The sequence below is a fragment of the Eilatimonas milleporae genome, assembly GCF_003688555.1.
Taxonomy (GTDB): Bacteria; Pseudomonadota; Alphaproteobacteria; order Sphingomonadales; family Kordiimonadaceae; genus Eilatimonas; species Eilatimonas milleporae.
The window spans coordinates 1-16,226 of sequence record NZ_REFR01000012.1 but is presented as its reverse complement, the minus strand read 5'-3'; the positions used below and the strand labels follow the sequence as shown (position 1 = coordinate 16,226).

The window sequence follows — 16,226 nt, the reverse complement described above, 5'->3', positions numbered from 1 at the left end:
CAAGCCGCCTTTTCCGATATCATCACTATTCACCAAAACGGAATTATATTCAACATGTGAAATATATATTCAATATAATGAATTATCTGTGGATCGGCCACCGACCCTGAACTTTTGTGCGCCCCTGAACTTTTGAAAAGTTCAGGGGCGCACAAAAATAAAGAAGGAGGTTTGGCGGGCTTGCCTACGCCGATATTGAACAAATCGACCATTCAATATATTGAATATCGCCGCAAACTGATATTAAATGCCGTTTCAACCTATTTACCGGGATTGCCCATGCCACCACGCGTTAATGCCGTTTCAAACGCCTATTCGATTTTAAGATATTTGGCCGATCAATCGATCCCGAAAGGTGTCACCGAGATAGCGCGTGAAACGAACATAAGCGCGAGTTCCAGTTACAATATACTGAAGACGCTGGTTGAACTGAATCTGGTCGCCTTTCAGAAAGATACAAAGGGTTATGAACTCGGCATTGGCATATTTGAACTTGCGCGTAACGGCATGACCAACCGTGCGCTGCTGGCGCTGGCGCAACCTGTCTTGGCCAAGTTGGCGGAACAGCATTCGTGCCAGGCCAGTCTTTGGGAATTGTTTGATAATTCGCGTGTTTTGGTTGCCATTGGCCAAACGTCAGCCATTGCCAGGCTGAATGTTGATATCGGAACCACGTTTCCGATTGGTGCAGGCTCAGCCGGGCGAATTGTGATGGCAGAGCACATGCATAACCATGCAAGATTAAAAGAAGCTTTCGATGCCGTAGATTGGGGCGGTGAGTTTACGTTCGAAGAATATGTCGCCGATGTGAAAAAAGCAGCCAAAAACGGTTTTTCCATCGACCGCGACAAGTTCTTTCGGGGCATTACAACAATATCGACTGCTTTCGCAGACCAGACAACAGGTCGTCGATATTGTTTAACCATCGTCTTTTTGTCGGCGCTGCATGACCGCAAGTCTCTAGCTTCCATTGGCAAGAAACTAAAAGAAGCGACGCAGGGCCTTGTCAAGGCTACAAGCCACACTCTTCCGCAAACATAGAATTTAGCGCCGCCAACTTGACTTTGTTACCGCCACCGAAACGGTTTCACAGGCTTCAATATATTCTTTTTCAAGGCGGTCAACATACTCGGCAACCGACATTCTTTTGTCGATAGCGCCAATGCCCTGGCCGCAGCCCCAAATATCCTTCCAGGCTTTTTTCTTCATGTTCCCTCCGGAACCGAAGTTCATTTTGCTTGGATCACTTTGCGGAAGGTTATCCGGGTCCAGCCCCGCCTTGCGAATGGAAGGGGCGAGGTAATTTCCATGCACGCCCGTGAACAGGTTTGTGTACACAATGTCGTCCGCGTGCGATTCAACCATCATGTCGCGTTGCGGGTCAATGCTGTTGGCTTCATGGCAGGGAATAAACCCTGAGCCAATATATGCCAGATCCGCACCCATGGCCTGAGCAGCGGCAACGGCCCTTCCATTGGCGATTGCCCCGGAGAGTACGATTGGTCCGTCAAAAAACTCCCGCAGTTCCTGCACCAATGCAAACGGTGACAACCTTCCGGCATGGCCTCCCGCCCCGGCGCATACCGGGATCAGGCCGTCCGCACCCTTCTCAAGGGCTTTCTTTGCAAACCGCACATCGACAACATCATGCAGTACAACACCGCCATAGGAATGGATCGCGTCGTTCACTTCTTTGCGGGCCCCCAGTGATGTTATGACAACAGGCACCCTATACTTCACGCACATTTCCACATCATCCATGAGACGATCATTGGACTTGTGGACAATCTGGTTGACGGCGAAGGGGGCTGCCGGGCGATCCGGGTTCTGACCCGTATATTCCGCCAGCTCGGTTGTAATGCGGTCCAACCATTCATCCAGCACATGCGCCGGACGGGCATTTAGTGCGGGAAAAGAGCCCATTATTCCAGCTTGACATTGTGCAATGACAAGCTCAGGCCCCGAAACAATAAAAAGCGGACTGCCAATAACCGGCATGCGCAACCCGTTGAAAATACTATGCAATGCCATCTCTGAACCCCTTTCCCCATCGACCCTTTTGACACTCTGACAGCTAAAAAGCTTCCGATATCGTGTCGCGAATATATTCAATATACTGAATATATATTCCACTTATTGAATATTCTGGTTTTTCTGATATAAATTTCAAGAAATCAAGAGCCAAAAATTTATGTTTAGGGGAGGTTGGGAACATGAATTGGCAAGGGAAGAGGGGCATGAGCCTCTCAAAACTTTTTTTATCCGCATCAATTGGCGTTATGGCTACGGGGTTTGGGGAGGCCGCCGCGAATGCTCAGAACGCTGACGATAAAACGGATGAACTGACTATAGATGAAATCGTTATAACCGGGTCTTTTATCAAAAGAGACCCTGCCAGTTCGGCAAGCCCGCTATCCATCATTGGCCGGGATTCACTGACTGACCAAGGCATCGCCAATCCAATCGATTTTGCCAGATTTCTGACCGCCAATACCGGTAGTGAGCTGAATGCCGATATTTTCACCTCGGGCGGGGTAGCGGGTACCGCTCAGTATAATCTACGCGGCCTTGGCCTTGGCTCCACGCTTGTTCTTTTGAACGGTCGCCGTTCCGTTCTTTCAGGCGCGGACAACAGCAGCTCTCTCAGCTTTGTCGACATCAATACATTGCTGCCCCAGATCATGCTTGACCGAATTGAAATTCTGAAGGACGGCGCTTCGACTTTGTATGGCTCCGACGCTGTCGCAGGTGTTGTCAACCACATCACGCGAGACAAGTTCGTGGGCGGCGAGATTGCGATCGACTATCGCAATGGCCTGGCGGATCAACGCAATTATCAGGTTGACGCCATATATGGCTGGGAGTCCGGCGCGACCAATATCGTCGTCGGTTTCAGTTTCGTTGACCAAACAAAATTATTGGCCAGCGAAAGGGAATTCGCCACCGTGTCATCCGGTATCGGAAGCCCGGGCGCTTTCTTCCCGCAAACCGCCAGCGGCGCAAATCTCGGCGGACCGGTCACTGACCCGCTTTGTGGGGTTGTCGGCGGTTCAACACCAAGTTTTCCTGGTGGGCCCGGGGTGTGTTCATTCGATCTGGCCCCCTTCACCGATCTTGTCCCCGATGACCAGCGCGTCTTGGGCATGCTTACCCTACGTCATGAATTGGCCTCGGGTATGGAACTGTTTGCCGACTTCAACTACAGCTGGCGCGAGTCAAAACGGACCGGGGCGCCAAGTTTCCCCGGGCTTCGCCCGATTACTGTTCCACTGGACCACCCTCGGGTGATTGCCGGCGATGCGCCGACATTCACCGTGCCGTCGCCACCTCTCGCGCAGTTGCGTTTCTTTGGGCGCCCATTGGGCACCGGCTTTGATGCGGTCGAAAGTATTCTTGAAGACGATTACTATCGCTTTACCGGTGGCGTTCGCGGTGACCTTTCCGGTGGCTGGGACTATGAGGCCGCCGTCACTTACGGCCACAACAGGCACTTTAGCTCCGGGCGAAATGACGTTTTGGCCGCTGAGCTGCAAGAAGCGATCAATACCGGGGCCTTCAACCCATTTGGCACCGCACTTAATGGTGTGGCCCCCAATGATCCCGCCGTTATCGATTCTTTCCGGGCCAACAATGAATTCGTCGTCAAATCGAATCTTGTGACGGTTGACGGAGTTGTCTCCGGCGATATTTTCGAGCTGCCGGCGGGATCGGTCGGGCTGGCCTTTGGCGGTCAATATCGTTACTCGGACCGGAATCTGGATGCCAACGACCTGTCTAACGCACGTGCGTTTTTCTTCACGATCGGGACGCCGGATTTTTCAGGAGACCTGACAGCATTCTCATTCTTCGCGGAAACGGCCATTCCCGTTGCAGAGTGGATGGAAATTCAGGCGGCCCTTCGATATGAAAATTATAATATAGACTCGATTGGCGACAGCATCGATCCGAAGATTGCCGTGCTGATCCGGCCAAATGACGTTATCTCGCTGCGGGCGTCATTCTCAACGGCATTCCGGGCACCACAAGTGCAACAGCTTGGTGAGACCAATGTTGCTGTCAACCCTGTATTTGACCCGCTGAACCCAACAGGCCCGGGCGTGGTTTTTGTGCCGATTGAAACCGTTGGTACACGCAATTTGCGGCCGGAAGAAGCGACGACCTATAATGCCGGGCTTTCCTTAAGCCCTTTCGATGGGTTGTCCTTTGACTTTGATTATTGGCGTTTCGAATATGATAACCTGATCACTGCCGAGAGTGCGCAGGCAATTGTCAGCGCCAACCCCAATGACCCGGCAGTCACACGGACAGGCGGCGTTATTGAGCGTATCAATCTTACGCTGATCAATGCACCAAGTCTTGAGACGGATGGTTTCGATTTCGCGGTAACCTATGACACGACAATTCCGGATACCGACTTTAATTTCGGCATCAACGCGAATGCCACCTATGTTCTGAATTACGATATTTTGGCAGGCGCGGGACAACAAACACTGGAAGTTGCCGGGTTCCGGAACAGGACCAATATCGGGAATCCAACACCGCAATGGCGCGCGAACTTTACGGTTGTCGGCAGCATCGGAGCGCACCGCGCGTCATTCACCGGCCGGCATATCGGATCATTCATCAACGATGACGGAAGCGACCCTGGCGCTGAGATCAACTCATGGACCATTTTCGACGCGCAATATGCGGTTGACCTGTCCGCTCTTGGAATTTTTGACGCCGATACAATGACACCCACCCTAACAGTGGGGGCGACAAACCTCTTCAATAAAGAACCGCCATTTGCGAACACGGCAAACGCATTTGCGTTTGAGCCAAGGGTTCATGACCCGCGTGGACGGGTTTTGTATTTGCGACTGGGCGTAGGCTTCTAGGATAGTCGCCGCAGGGCTGACATGACCCCTTAACTTAAGCGGGGAAAGCAAATCGCTGGCGCTCATGAATGTGATCTCCAGCGATTTTTACGGACAGCAACACGGTCAAAATAATGTCGATCTTCGCTCTGTTGCATGCGGGCCCATTTCAGGAAAAATACTTCTCCATATCACTGATGAATACTCAGTGCGGTTTCGGCGGGAATCGAAGGCATAATTTGAGATTTATTCAATATAATGAATATATTTTTCATATGTTGAATTTATGCACGTTGACTGATATCGTCGCACGGCGCTGACAAACACTCGCAACAGCAATAGCCCGGCTCAATGAATTAGCGTAAAGGAAGCCCGATTATGTCAAGAAAAGCCTTAGTCGCCGGGGTCGGCATGATCCCTTTCGCCAAGCCCGGGCAAAGCGAGGTCTATAATGTCATGGGAGAGAAGGCATCTGTTCTGGCGTTGCGGGATGCAGGCATCGGCTATGACAAGGTTGAACACGGCTATGTCGGTTATGTCTACGGCGATTCAACATGCGGCCAGGCAGCACTCTATGGAGTTGGGCTAAGCGGTATTCCGATCTTCAACGTCAACAATAATTGCACGACTGGCTCGTCCGCCCTCTATCTCGCCCGGCAAGCCGTTGAAAGCGGGGTCGTGGAATGTGCCCTTGCGCTCGGGTTTGAAGAAATGCGGCCAGGAGCTCTCGCGACCTATTTCACGGACCGGCCTTTGGCTCTGACCCGGTTTGTCGAAGCGATGGACAAGTTTGTCGGCTATGACAAGGAAAAGCCGCGTGCGCCCCAGTTCTTTGGCGGCGCGGGACAGGAATATGCCGATAAGTATGGCATGACGGCTGAAAGCTTTGCACGCGTTCAGGTCAAAGCGCGTCAGCATGCGGCCAATAACCCATTTGCGCTCTTTACCAAGCCGCTCTCGGTCGGGGAAATCCTGGAGTCGACCCACATATTTGGCCCACTCACCAAATTCCAATGCTGCCCGCCAACGTGCGGTGCAGCAGCCGCAATTGTCTGCTCCGAAGACTTTGCCCGTCGGAACGGGGTAAATGCGCCGGTTGAGATTAGGGCACAGGCGATGACAACGGATAAATCGTCGACCTTTGAAGACCACAGCATGATGAAGCTTGTCGGTTATGACATGGCGAGAGAAGCCGCCGACATGGTTTACGAGCAAGCTGGCATTGGCCCGGAAGACATTGATGTCGTCGAGCTTCACGATTGTTTCACTGCAAACGAAGTCATCAGCTATGAGGCCCTGCGTCTGACGCCGGAAGGCGATGCGGAAAAATTCATTTCAGATGGTGATAATACATATGGCGGACGCGTGGTGACCAATCCGTCCGGTGGTTTGTTGTCGAAAGGCCATCCGCTTGGCGCAACCGGCCTGGCGCAGTGTTTTGAGCTGACCAATCAAATTCGCGGTACGGCGGACAAAAGACAAGTTCCCGGCGCGCGGCACGCTCTGGCACATAATCTGGGTTTGGGCGGTGCCTGTGTTGTAACGCTTTATGCGGCTGCGTGAATTGGGATAAAATCTCGTGTTGAACACCGAATATCTGGGACATAAATCGGAACCGCGCACGATTACCGTCGAGCGCGGGCAGGTCTTATTGTTCGCCAAGGCGATCGGGGAGACCAATCCGATTTATCTGGATGAAGAGGCGGCGAAGGCCGCCGGCCACCCGAACATATTGGCGCCGCCAACATTTGGGGCCTGCCTGAAGTTTCTGGCGCCGGCGGAAACGCCTACATACGAGCAATTGGGCCTGGATTATAAAGGTCTTCTGCACGCCGAAGAAAAAATTGATTACTTTCTGCCCATCCATGTTGGGCAAGAACTGACGCTCCTTACGGAAATTACCGACATGTACGACAAGAAAGGCGGCGCTCTTGAGTTCTTGCTGCGAGAGACAAACGTCTATAATGACGCGCAGGCTCTCGTGCAGAAGGTAACAACCACCACTGTGATGCGACGGAGCGTATAAATGGCGGAAGTCGACCTCAAGTCAGTCAATATCGGCGACGCGCTTCCGCCCCTTGAAACTGGCCCTATTTCTCGCCACACCCTGGCGCTTTATTGCGGTGGTTCCGGCGATCACAATCCTATCCATGTGGATACGGACTTTGCCAAGGAAGCCGGATTCGATGATGTATTCGTTCATGGTATGTTGTCCATGGCTCTTTTGGGACGTCTTTTGACGGGGTGGACGGCACAGGAAAACATTGTTTCCTTCGGCGTCCGTTTTTCCGCGATTACACACGTCAATGACGTGGTGACCGCCTCAGCAAAAGTTATCGACAAGCAAGTTGATGATGGCGCGGAGCATTTGTCTCTGGATCTGGCGATGCATTCACAGTCGGGCGCTCAAACGCTTAAAGGCACTGCCGTCATTCGAATTCAATAACGTTTCGGGAGGATAAAGTTGGGAAAACTTGAGAACCAGGTTGCGATCGTATCCGGTTCAGGCCGGGGCATCGGTCGGGCCATCGCCCTTAAACTGGCGTCAGAAGGTGCTGCTGTTGTTGTCAACGATATCGACAATGCACCGGCAGAAGAAGTGGTCAGCGAAATCCTCGCGAGCGGCGGTAAAGCTGCTTCCTGCGTCGGCGATGTGACAGCGGCGGATTTTGGCGACCGGTTTGTCCGGACGGCTCTCGACGAGTTCGGAGCGCTTGACATAGTCGTCAACAATGCAGGCTACACTTGGGACAGCGTCATTCAAAAAATGTCCGATGACCAGTTTCAGGCGATGCTGGATGTTCACACGGTTGCCCCCTTTCGAATTCTTCGCGCCGCGTCGGAATATTTCCGGGCCATGGGCAAAAAAGAGGCCGAAGAAGGACGCGAAGTCTTTCGCAAGGTGGTGAATATCTCTTCGGTCACAGGCACCAGGGGCAATGCAGGCCAGATAAACTATTCCGCCGCCAAAAAAGCGGTGATCGGTATCACCGAAACACTCGCAAAGGAATGGGGGCGGTACAAAGTCAATGTCAATTGCGTTGCGTACGGGATGATAGCAACCCGCCTTACGCAAGGTGTCGAGGGTGAAAAACCGGAAGTTTCTGTCGGCAACCGTTCTGTAAAGGTTGGCATCCCACTGAAAAACCTGGAAGCGGCAAAAGCGATTATCCCGATGGGCCGCCCCGGCACCCCCGAAGAGGCGGCAGGCGCAGTCTATCTTTTCTGTATTCCTGAAGGAAATTATGTCACCGGCCAGACCATTGTCTGCGGCGGCGGGAGGGAGTAACCCCGTGAGCCCTGCAAAGCCAGATACAAAGGGCGGGATGGATTCCGAAACCTACACCCTCTTTTTTGAACAACTGAAGCGTTACGTGACCGACAGGCTGGTTCCCGCAGAAGAAGAGGTAATCCAGAACAACGCTATCCCGGATGCTATTCTGCGCGAAATGAAAGAACTGGGTCTTTTTGGTTTGGCGGTACCTGAAGAATATGGCGGCGCTGGCATGAATACGATGCAGTATATTCAGGTCATGGCCGAGTTATCTTGGGCGGCACCAGCCTATAGGACGATCATTTCGATCGGCAATGGTATCGTCACATCCGCCATTGCCAACAATGGAACTGAAGCACAAAAGCAGGAATGGCTTCCCAAAATCGCCAGCGGCGCTGTCGCTTCTTTCGCAATTACAGAACCGGATTCAGGGTCAGATAGCGCGGCGCTCAGAACCAAAGCGGAAAGGAAGGGCAATGGCTATGTGCTGAACGGTTCAAAACGTTACATCACCAACGCCCCTTTTGCCGACGTGGTGTTGGTGATGGCCCGTACAAATGCCGAAAACCTGCCCAAGAACGGGCATATCAGCGCCTTTCTCGTGGCAACCGATACCAAGGGTGTAACCATCGGGTCGCCTGACAAGAAAATGGGCCAGGAAGGCGGACAAATCGCCGATGTTTATCTGGAAAATGTTGAAGTGCCCGGCTCCGCCCTCCTCGGCGAAGTGGAAGGACAAGGCTTTTTGGCGGCGATGCAGTCCTTGAACGGCGGGCGTCTTTCCGTTGCATCAGCGGCGCTGGGCATGGCGAGACGCGCTCTTGATAGCGGCATACGCTACGCGCTTGACCGGAAGGCCTTTGGTCAACCCATCGCCAATTTTCAATTAATGCAGGCCAAATTCGCGGACTCGCAAGCCGATATCTATGCCGCCGAATGTATGTTGAAAGATGCGTGCGAACGCCTGGATCACGGCGAGGATGTCCGTTTGAAGGCCGCCTGCGTGAAGCTCTTTATCTCGGAGATGTGCGGGCGCGTTGTCGACCGTGTCGTCCAGATTTATGGCGGCGCTGGATATCTTCGTGAATATGAGGCGGAGCGCTTCTTCCGCGATTCCCGAATATTCAGGATCTATGAAGGCACATCGGAGATCATGCAACTTGTCATCGCACAGCAGTTGCTTCGAGAATATGGTCATAATGTCCCAAGATCATAAACCTGCTCCAGGGGTCGCAAAATACCCTCGCCTGTTTGCCCCCTTGGAGCTCGGGCACACTCGCATAAAAAACCGGGCCATTATGGGCTCGATGCACACGGGCCTTGAAGAAGCGGAAAACGGCTTTGAGCGTATGGCTGTGTATTATGCGGAGCGTGCTGCCGGCGGCGTTGGGATGATCATCACAGGCGGCATTGCCCCAAACCCGGAGGCCACTGCTGTTGGGCGAGAGGGTCTTTGGACGGAGGAGCAGGTTGACCTGCACAAGCTGGTGACGTCCGCCGTGCACCAGGCTGACCCGGATGTGAAGATATGCCTGCAGATTCTTCATTCCGGTCCACTGGCACGGAATTCCAATGCGGTTTCACCCTCCGGCGTTCAGTCACCCATTTCTCGCATAGCGCCCATCGCGCTTGATCAGGCCGGTGTTAAAAAACAAATCGCGGATCACATACGCTGTGCGAAACTGGCAAAGCAAGCGGGTTATGACGGTGTCGAAATCATCGGCTCAGCCGGCTATCTCATATCGACATTTCTTGTTCAGAAAACCAACCTGCGGACCGATGAGTATGGCGGCAACTATGAAAACCGGATGCGGTTCGCGCTTGAGATTGTAGAGGGCGTTCGTCAGGCGGTTGGCGACAATTTCATAGTGATATTCCGTATAGCAGCCATGGATATGCTGCAGGACGGGATGAGTTGGAACGAAATTGTAACCTTGGCGAAGCGGCTCGAAAAAGCAGGTGCATCCGTTATCTCAACGCATTTTACATGGCATGAAAGTGCGGTCCCAACCATCGCGACCATGGTTCCGCGGGCGGCTTTCACACCCATCACCGGGCGGTTACGTAAGGAACTTTCAATTCCCGTCATAACATCCAACCGGGTGAATATGCCCGATGTGGCTGAGGCTGTTCTCGCGCGCGGCGATGCCGATCTCGTATCAATGGCACGGCCAATGCTTGCCGATAGCCAATTTATGATCAAAGCCCTTGAAGCACGGGAAGATGAAATCAATACCTGCATTGCCTGCAATCAGGCTTGTCTGGATCATACATTCAGCGCCGTCACGGCCTCCTGTCTTGTTAATCCACGCGCCTGTCATGAAACGGAGCTCTCATACAAGCCGGTTGAAAAGGCAAAGAAAATTGCCGTTGTGGGCGCCGGTCCGGCGGGATTGGCCTACGCCTGTGTCGCGGCGGAACGTGGCCATCGGGTTACTTTATTTGACGCTGCGTCAGAGGTTGGCGGTCAGTTTAACCTGGCGAAGAAAATTCCCGGCAAAGAGGAGTTTCACGAAACGCTTCGGTACTACGGCAAAATGCTAACCATCCATGGCGTAGGCCTTCGGCTTGGTCAGAAAGTATCAGTTTCCGACCTCTCAACCGGTGGATTTGATCATATTGTCACAGCGACCGGTATCAAGCCGCGCAAACCCGATATCGCGGGCATAGAGCACAAGAAGGTTGTCAGCTATATTGATGCGATTACCGGCGCGCGTCCCGTCGGTCAAAAGGTAGCCGTGATTGGCGCTGGCGGGATCGGGTTCGATGTCTGTGAACTGATCAGCCATTCCGGCCCTTCTTCTGCTCTTGATCGGGACTTGTTTGCAAAAGAGTGGGGCATTGATTTTGACAATCATCCACGCGGCGGGGTCACGGGCGTTGAGCCTCTCAACACCAAATCTGAGCGTGACATCTGGTTGCTTCAACGCAAATCGACGTCAGTTGGCAGGGGGCTGGGGCGCACAACGGGATGGACACACAGGCTTACCCTCAAACGCCGAGGCGTCAAAATGCTCAACGGTGTCGAATATGTGAAAATTGATGATGATGGCCTTCACGTCAAACGCGATAACCAGGTGGAAATTTTACCCGTCGATACAGTGATAATTTGCGCCGGGCAGGAATCAGACCGCGACCTGTTCGATGCATTATCTCAAATCGACGGCATGTCGGTCGATATTATCGGCGGTGCTTTTGAGGCGGCTGAGATTGATGCGAAAGCAGCCATCAAACAGGCAAGCCACGCTGCCGCTGTAATCTGATTTGCAGACGGCTGGATCAAGGTCTCCGCCCTTCGTTCTTCAGGGGCATTCCTGGATGGCGCCGCTCTCACGCCAATTTTCAATTTCCTCCTCGCTGTACCCTAAACCGATCAGAACACTTCGCGTATCAGCGCCATTTGAGGGGGCAGGACGCGATGCGTCATGCTCATTTCCCGAGAAACGCGGCGCAGGCGCCGGTTGAGTTTTGCCGTCCACTGTTGCAAAGGTCTTGCGCGCAATATTATGGGGATGCATTGCCGCTTCCCTTAGAGAAAGCACCGGGGCGAAACAGGCGTCGCTTCCTTCAAAAACCGTGCACCATTCATCGCGGATTTTTTCCTTGAACACAGATGTCAGTTTTTTCCGGATTGCCGGCCAACGACCTCGATCATTTTGCCGGATAAAATCCTCATCATCCTTAAGACCGGTCAACTCGCCCAGTAATTGATAAAATTGCGGCTCTATTGCACCGACAGAAACATATTTCCCGTCTTTCGTTTCGTAGACATCATAATAGGGAGCACCGGTATCGAGCCGGTTGACGCCACGCTCGTCTTCCCATGCCCCTGCTTCCAGAAAGCCCCATGTCATGGCGCTCAAAAGCGCGGAACCATCGCTCATGCTGGCGTCAACCACCTGGCCTGCCGCACCGTTTTTCACCGCCAACAAGGCGCTCACCATACCAAACGCGAGCATCATGCCACCGCCGCCAAAATCACCGAGATAATTCACTGGCGGGGTCGGTTTCTCACCGGCCCGACCGCAAGTGTGCAATACGCCCGATAGTGCGATATAGTTGATGTCATGTCCGGCAGCCTGTGCGTAGGGGCCATCTTGCCCCCAGCCTGTCATGCGTCCGTAAACCAGCCCGGGGTTATCTTGCAGCAACACATTGGGGCCGAGTTGCAAACGCTCCATAACGCCTGGTCGAAACCCTTCGATTAGTCCGTCAGCGGATTTCACGAGCCGACGCGCGAGCGCGACGCCGTCAGGCGATTTGAGATTGAGGACAATGGATTTGCGCGAACGCGACAACGCACCGATGGTCCGGTTCGGCCCGGTGTTTCGGTCGATGCGAATAACCTCTGCCCCGTGATCGGCAAGCATCATACCGCAAAATGGTCCGGGCCCTATGCCAGCGAATTCAATAATACGTATGCCTTTGAGAGGACCGCTCATATAGCTTTAAACCCATTCATAGTGCCCCCAACAACCGAGAGAATAGCGTTGATACTTATTTCTATGCGCTGCCGGTCGCTGGCGACAAAATCAGTTTCTGGCCGACAACGCTCACACCCATATCGATCATCCGCCATGATGACCCTTACTTTACCGTGGCACAAAACCGCACATCATTTCGTATTGTACCAAAAACCAATATTCAATATAATAAAAACACATTCAACACCGTGAATTTTCTCGTCACACCATAAAGGGTGATACGCTTCGAGCGTGCGCAGTCTCGTGTTGGAAGATAGTTATGCAACCAGCTGTGAAAATCCTTGATGGATGGTCGCACAGCAATGAGATGCAGGAACGATCATGAAATCTTACGAATTTTTACAGTACAGCAACGAAAACGGTATTGCAGAGATTCATCTTAATGATCCGGAGACCTTAAACGCCATATCTCCGCAAATGGGCTCTGAGCTACTTGCAGCTATTGAAAGAGCCGAAAAAGAAGCCCGGGTCATCCTTCTTGGCGCAAAGGGACGGGCGTTTTGTTCAGGCGCAAACCTTTCCAAAGGTGGTATCGATCTTGAAGACCCGGACCGCGATATTGGCGCTCGGCTTGAAACGATCTATAATCCGTTAATCCTTAAATTGCGCGACTTGAAGCTTCCGTTTGTCACCGCTGTACGCGGTGCGGCGGTGGGTGTTGGCTGTTCCATCGCCCTTATGGGTGATATAATAATTGCGAGCGATAAAGCATATTTTCTTCAGGCATTCTGCAACATTGGGCTCGTGCCGGATGGAGGTTCGCCTTACCTGCTGGCGCGGGCGATAGGGCGTGTGCGCGCTATGGAGCTTATGCTTTTGGGCGAAAAATATTCCGCCAAACGGGCCTATGCAGACGGGCTCGTAACGAGCGTCGTTGAAGACGACCATGTTGACAGTGAAGCTTTTTCAATTGCACAGCGACTGGCTGCCGGTCCTACATCTGTTTATGCCCTCATCAAAAAGTCCGCCTGGGCTGCGCTTGACTCGGCGCTGGATGAACAACTCAAACGCGAACGCCACCTGCAACGCATAGCCGGGCAAACCGATGAATTTGTTGAAGGTGTTGTTGCTTTCAGAGAAAAACGAAAGGCAAACTTCCAGGGAACTTTAGGAAACGATGACTGACTGGTCAGTCGAGGCTTTTGGATGGGACGGGATGTTATTGGTGCAGCGCGGGCGTCCCCAAAGTTAAACGCCTCTGTGACGATGTTGTGACGGGCGTTTTAATTGGTTGCGGGGGCACGCAACCAACGTAACTTACAGACAAAAAAAGGGGGAGTGCCGGGAAGGCCGCTGAACTCCACCAATTCCTTGACGCCCCTAAACTATGGTATCTGGCTGTAGCATAACACTTGTGGGCCATTCTATCAGGCTCAGGACCCATTGATTGGCGATAAGAGTCGAACGGTGATTCAAGATGGCGATCGTCACTTGGTGTATGCAATGAGTCCTGAGCCTAGTTAGCGTTCTTATTTTGCGCATCCACCTGCACTCAGATCGTATAAATAAGCTCCACCTGCGTTCCCAGGTTTTGTGACAATGAATGTTGGCGCGCCAACAGCAACCGTATCGCCGTTCACCGCAACGGCCCATCCAAAAACATCTTCCGTTTTTCCGTCCGACGGGATGAGCTTACGGGTAAATTGCCAGCTCTGATCAGATTGTCGAAATACATAAGCCGCACCAACATCTGTACCTTCAATATTGCTCAAGATCGATCCAACAATGACTGTTTTTCCCGATATTGCTACACGTGTGCCAAATCTATCGTCTTTTGTCGCGTCAGGTGCGACAATTTTGGTGTCTTGTTGCCAACCATTGTTCGTACGCTCAAATATATATGCGGCTCCTGCATTCTCAGCCGCCTCGTCGTCTCTTGCGGCCCCAATGAGTGCTCTATCACCATTAAGCTTAACTCGGATTCCAAATAAATCCCCTGCATCAGAATCTGATGCCGTCAGTTTGGTCTCAAACTGCCAAGTACCATCAATCTGTTCGAATATGTATGCGGATCCAGCATTTTCACCACCCTCGTCCGTTAGATCCGCGCCCACAAGTATATGGTCTTTCGACAAGGAAAGGCTGATACCAAAGACATCCCCTGGAGCGCGATCGGGAGCCAAGAGAACAGCTGTCTGCTGCCATTCTCCGCCCTTATCTTCAAAGATGTAAACCGCACCTGCATCGTCACCCATGCTGTCCTTCCGGGGCGCGCCTACCGCAATTGTCTTGCCATCGATAGCGACGCTGTAGCCAAACTCATCGCCGGGGGCTGCATCAGAGGCTGTCAGTTTATTAAGCCGCCGCCAAGTCAAACGGTCATTTTCAAACAGGTAAACCGCCCCTGCATCGGCGCCTCGCGCGTCATGTCTGCGAGCACCAACGACTGCCAACCCTGGCCCAAGGGCAACACTCCCTCCAAAATCATCTCCAACGACGCCGTCATCAACTTCGATAGTTGTTTCTCTACCCCATTCATCTCCAGATTGACGGAATATCGTGACAGTATCAGACAGAGTTTCGTCAGAGTTTCCCTGGGCACCAACCAGTAATCTGTCATCAGACAAGGCCATACTGAATCCGAAGAAGTCATTGGGCTTGGATTGTGCAGCCGTTAATTTCTTGACCTCAATCTGGGTGCAAACACTCTGCTCGGCAGAAAGAGCCGAACTAAGGAGCATTAAGGCTATACTCAGTTTGATAGGCAGCATTGTGTATTAATCCTTTGAAAACTGAACATTCAGACGCGTTAATTTGTCTGGATTTTGGTTGTAAAAAATCATGTATCTTGCCCTGTTCGTTATAGCCAAACGTAATTGCCGCCGAAGGTTCATTGTCTTCTAACAGTATGATAGCCCTTTGCGTGCTTAAATTGACCTGCACTAGCTTTATGCGGCTTTGGACGCGAATGATGTGCGGGCCGAAGCGGTGGAGGTGCTACGCAACCTTATCAGCGCCATTCACCTGACATCGATGGGCGACGGTCTGGCCATGGACATCACCGGCAATCCGGCAAGCATCTTGGCCCTGGCCACGACAGAGAAGCCCGCTGCGGATGCAGCGGGCGGCCAAGCCATTGATTCTCTTGGTTCTGTAAAAGTGGCTGCGAGGGCACGTGCGGCCCGTATCCGCGCGGGGCGCCCTTCCACTGAAGGCCGTGTTTGAGCACGTACACGATGCCCGAAATCACGCTCACGCGCCGGTCATCAACACACGGCGCGCCGTGCGAGCGGGGAAAAAACGGCTCAATCTTGGACATCTGAGCTGGCGAAAGCAAAAACAGGTCCGACATGGTAATCTCCTTCGCCATCTTGAGCCACCGTTCGACTCTTATCGCAAATCAATGGGTCCTTAGCCTAGGATATAGCGTTGATCATGCAGCCGAAGCTGGCTGTCATGGCACCATGATGATTGGTATGGTTTGGTGTATGGGGTCTATAGGGGGTGCGTTGACTGACTGGTCAGTTTATTTTGTCTGTCCGTATGATGTTGGATGCTCTGTCCGTCAAACTAAAAAACCCCCGCTGTTTTGGCGGGGGTTTTGAATGGTTGCGGGGGCAGGATTTGAACCTGCGGCCTTCAGGTTATGAGCCTGACGAGCTACCGGGCTGC

The 16,226-nt window shown here is 52.6% G+C and carries 13 protein-coding genes; 9 read left to right on the top strand and 4 right to left on the bottom strand.

Annotated features, from left to right (window positions below; all coding sequences use genetic code 11):
* The first annotated feature begins 171 nt into the window (after positions 1-171).
* Positions 172-1,041: an IclR family transcriptional regulator gene (locus BXY39_RS11445; protein ID WP_121939030.1), complete on the top strand. Its 870-nt coding sequence runs from the start codon at positions 172-174 to the stop codon at positions 1,039-1,041.
* 3 nt (positions 1,042-1,044) lie between these two features.
* Here BXY39_RS11445 and BXY39_RS11440 read toward each other — a convergent pair whose 3' ends face one another.
* A complete protein-coding gene (locus BXY39_RS11440; protein WP_121939029.1) occupies positions 1,045-2,031 on the bottom strand; it encodes an NAD(P)H-dependent flavin oxidoreductase in 987 nt (328 codons plus the stop codon).
* Between the two features lie 206 nt (positions 2,032-2,237).
* Between BXY39_RS11440 and BXY39_RS11435 the strand changes: the two genes are divergently transcribed.
* The 7 genes from BXY39_RS11435 to BXY39_RS11405 all read left to right on the top strand — a co-directional run bounded on the left by BXY39_RS11435 (position 2,238) and on the right by BXY39_RS11405 (position 11,393).
* Entirely contained in the window at positions 2,238-4,877 is a 2,640-nt protein-coding gene (locus BXY39_RS11435) for a TonB-dependent receptor plug domain-containing protein (RefSeq protein WP_170163793.1), read from the top strand.
* A gap of 357 nt (positions 4,878-5,234) precedes the next feature.
* Positions 5,235-6,419 (top strand): lipid-transfer protein, encoded by a 1,185-nt coding sequence (locus BXY39_RS11430; RefSeq protein WP_121939027.1) that lies wholly within the window; start codon positions 5,235-5,237, stop codon positions 6,417-6,419.
* A 16-nt stretch (positions 6,420-6,435) separates the two neighbouring features.
* Positions 6,436-6,882: a MaoC family dehydratase N-terminal domain-containing protein gene (locus BXY39_RS11425; RefSeq protein ID WP_121939026.1), complete on the top strand. Its 447-nt coding sequence runs from the start codon at positions 6,436-6,438 to the stop codon at positions 6,880-6,882.
* On the top strand, positions 6,883-7,302 hold the full coding sequence (locus BXY39_RS11420; protein WP_121939025.1) for a MaoC family dehydratase: 420 nt from the start codon (positions 6,883-6,885) through the stop codon (positions 7,300-7,302). It begins immediately after the preceding gene.
* An 18-nt stretch (positions 7,303-7,320) separates the two neighbouring features.
* Positions 7,321-8,145: an SDR family NAD(P)-dependent oxidoreductase gene (locus BXY39_RS11415; RefSeq protein ID WP_121939024.1), complete on the top strand. Its 825-nt coding sequence runs from the start codon at positions 7,321-7,323 to the stop codon at positions 8,143-8,145.
* A gap of 37 nt (positions 8,146-8,182) precedes the next feature.
* Positions 8,183-9,346 (top strand): acyl-CoA dehydrogenase family protein, encoded by a 1,164-nt coding sequence (locus tag BXY39_RS11410; RefSeq protein WP_121939023.1) that lies wholly within the window; start codon positions 8,183-8,185, stop codon positions 9,344-9,346.
* Positions 9,330-11,393, top strand: coding sequence for an NADPH-dependent 2,4-dienoyl-CoA reductase (locus tag BXY39_RS11405; protein WP_121939022.1), 2,064 nt, complete (start codon positions 9,330-9,332; stop codon positions 11,391-11,393). Before BXY39_RS11410 ends, BXY39_RS11405 begins: the two co-directional genes overlap by 17 nt.
* 39 nt (positions 11,394-11,432) lie before the next feature.
* Here BXY39_RS11405 and BXY39_RS11400 read toward each other — a convergent pair whose 3' ends face one another.
* A complete protein-coding gene (locus BXY39_RS11400; RefSeq protein WP_121939021.1) occupies positions 11,433-12,572 on the bottom strand; it encodes a CaiB/BaiF CoA transferase family protein in 1,140 nt (379 codons plus the stop codon).
* Positions 12,573-12,935: 363 nt separating this feature from the next.
* Between BXY39_RS11400 and BXY39_RS11395 the strand changes: the two genes are divergently transcribed.
* Positions 12,936-13,739 carry an enoyl-CoA hydratase-related protein gene (locus BXY39_RS11395; RefSeq protein WP_121939020.1) on the top strand — a complete coding sequence of 268 codons (804 nt, stop codon included), beginning with the start codon at positions 12,936-12,938 and terminating at the stop codon, positions 13,737-13,739.
* A 344-nt stretch (positions 13,740-14,083) separates the two neighbouring features.
* Here the strand turns inward: BXY39_RS11395 and BXY39_RS11390 are convergent, their stop codons facing one another.
* Positions 14,084-15,325, bottom strand: a complete 1,242-nt coding sequence (locus BXY39_RS11390; RefSeq protein ID WP_121939019.1) for an FG-GAP repeat protein — start codon at positions 15,323-15,325, stop codon at positions 14,084-14,086.
* 287 nt (positions 15,326-15,612) lie between these two features.
* Entirely contained in the window at positions 15,613-15,906 is a 294-nt protein-coding gene (locus tag BXY39_RS20115) for a transposase (RefSeq protein ID WP_170163792.1), read from the bottom strand.
* Positions 15,907-16,226: the final 320 nt, after the last annotated feature.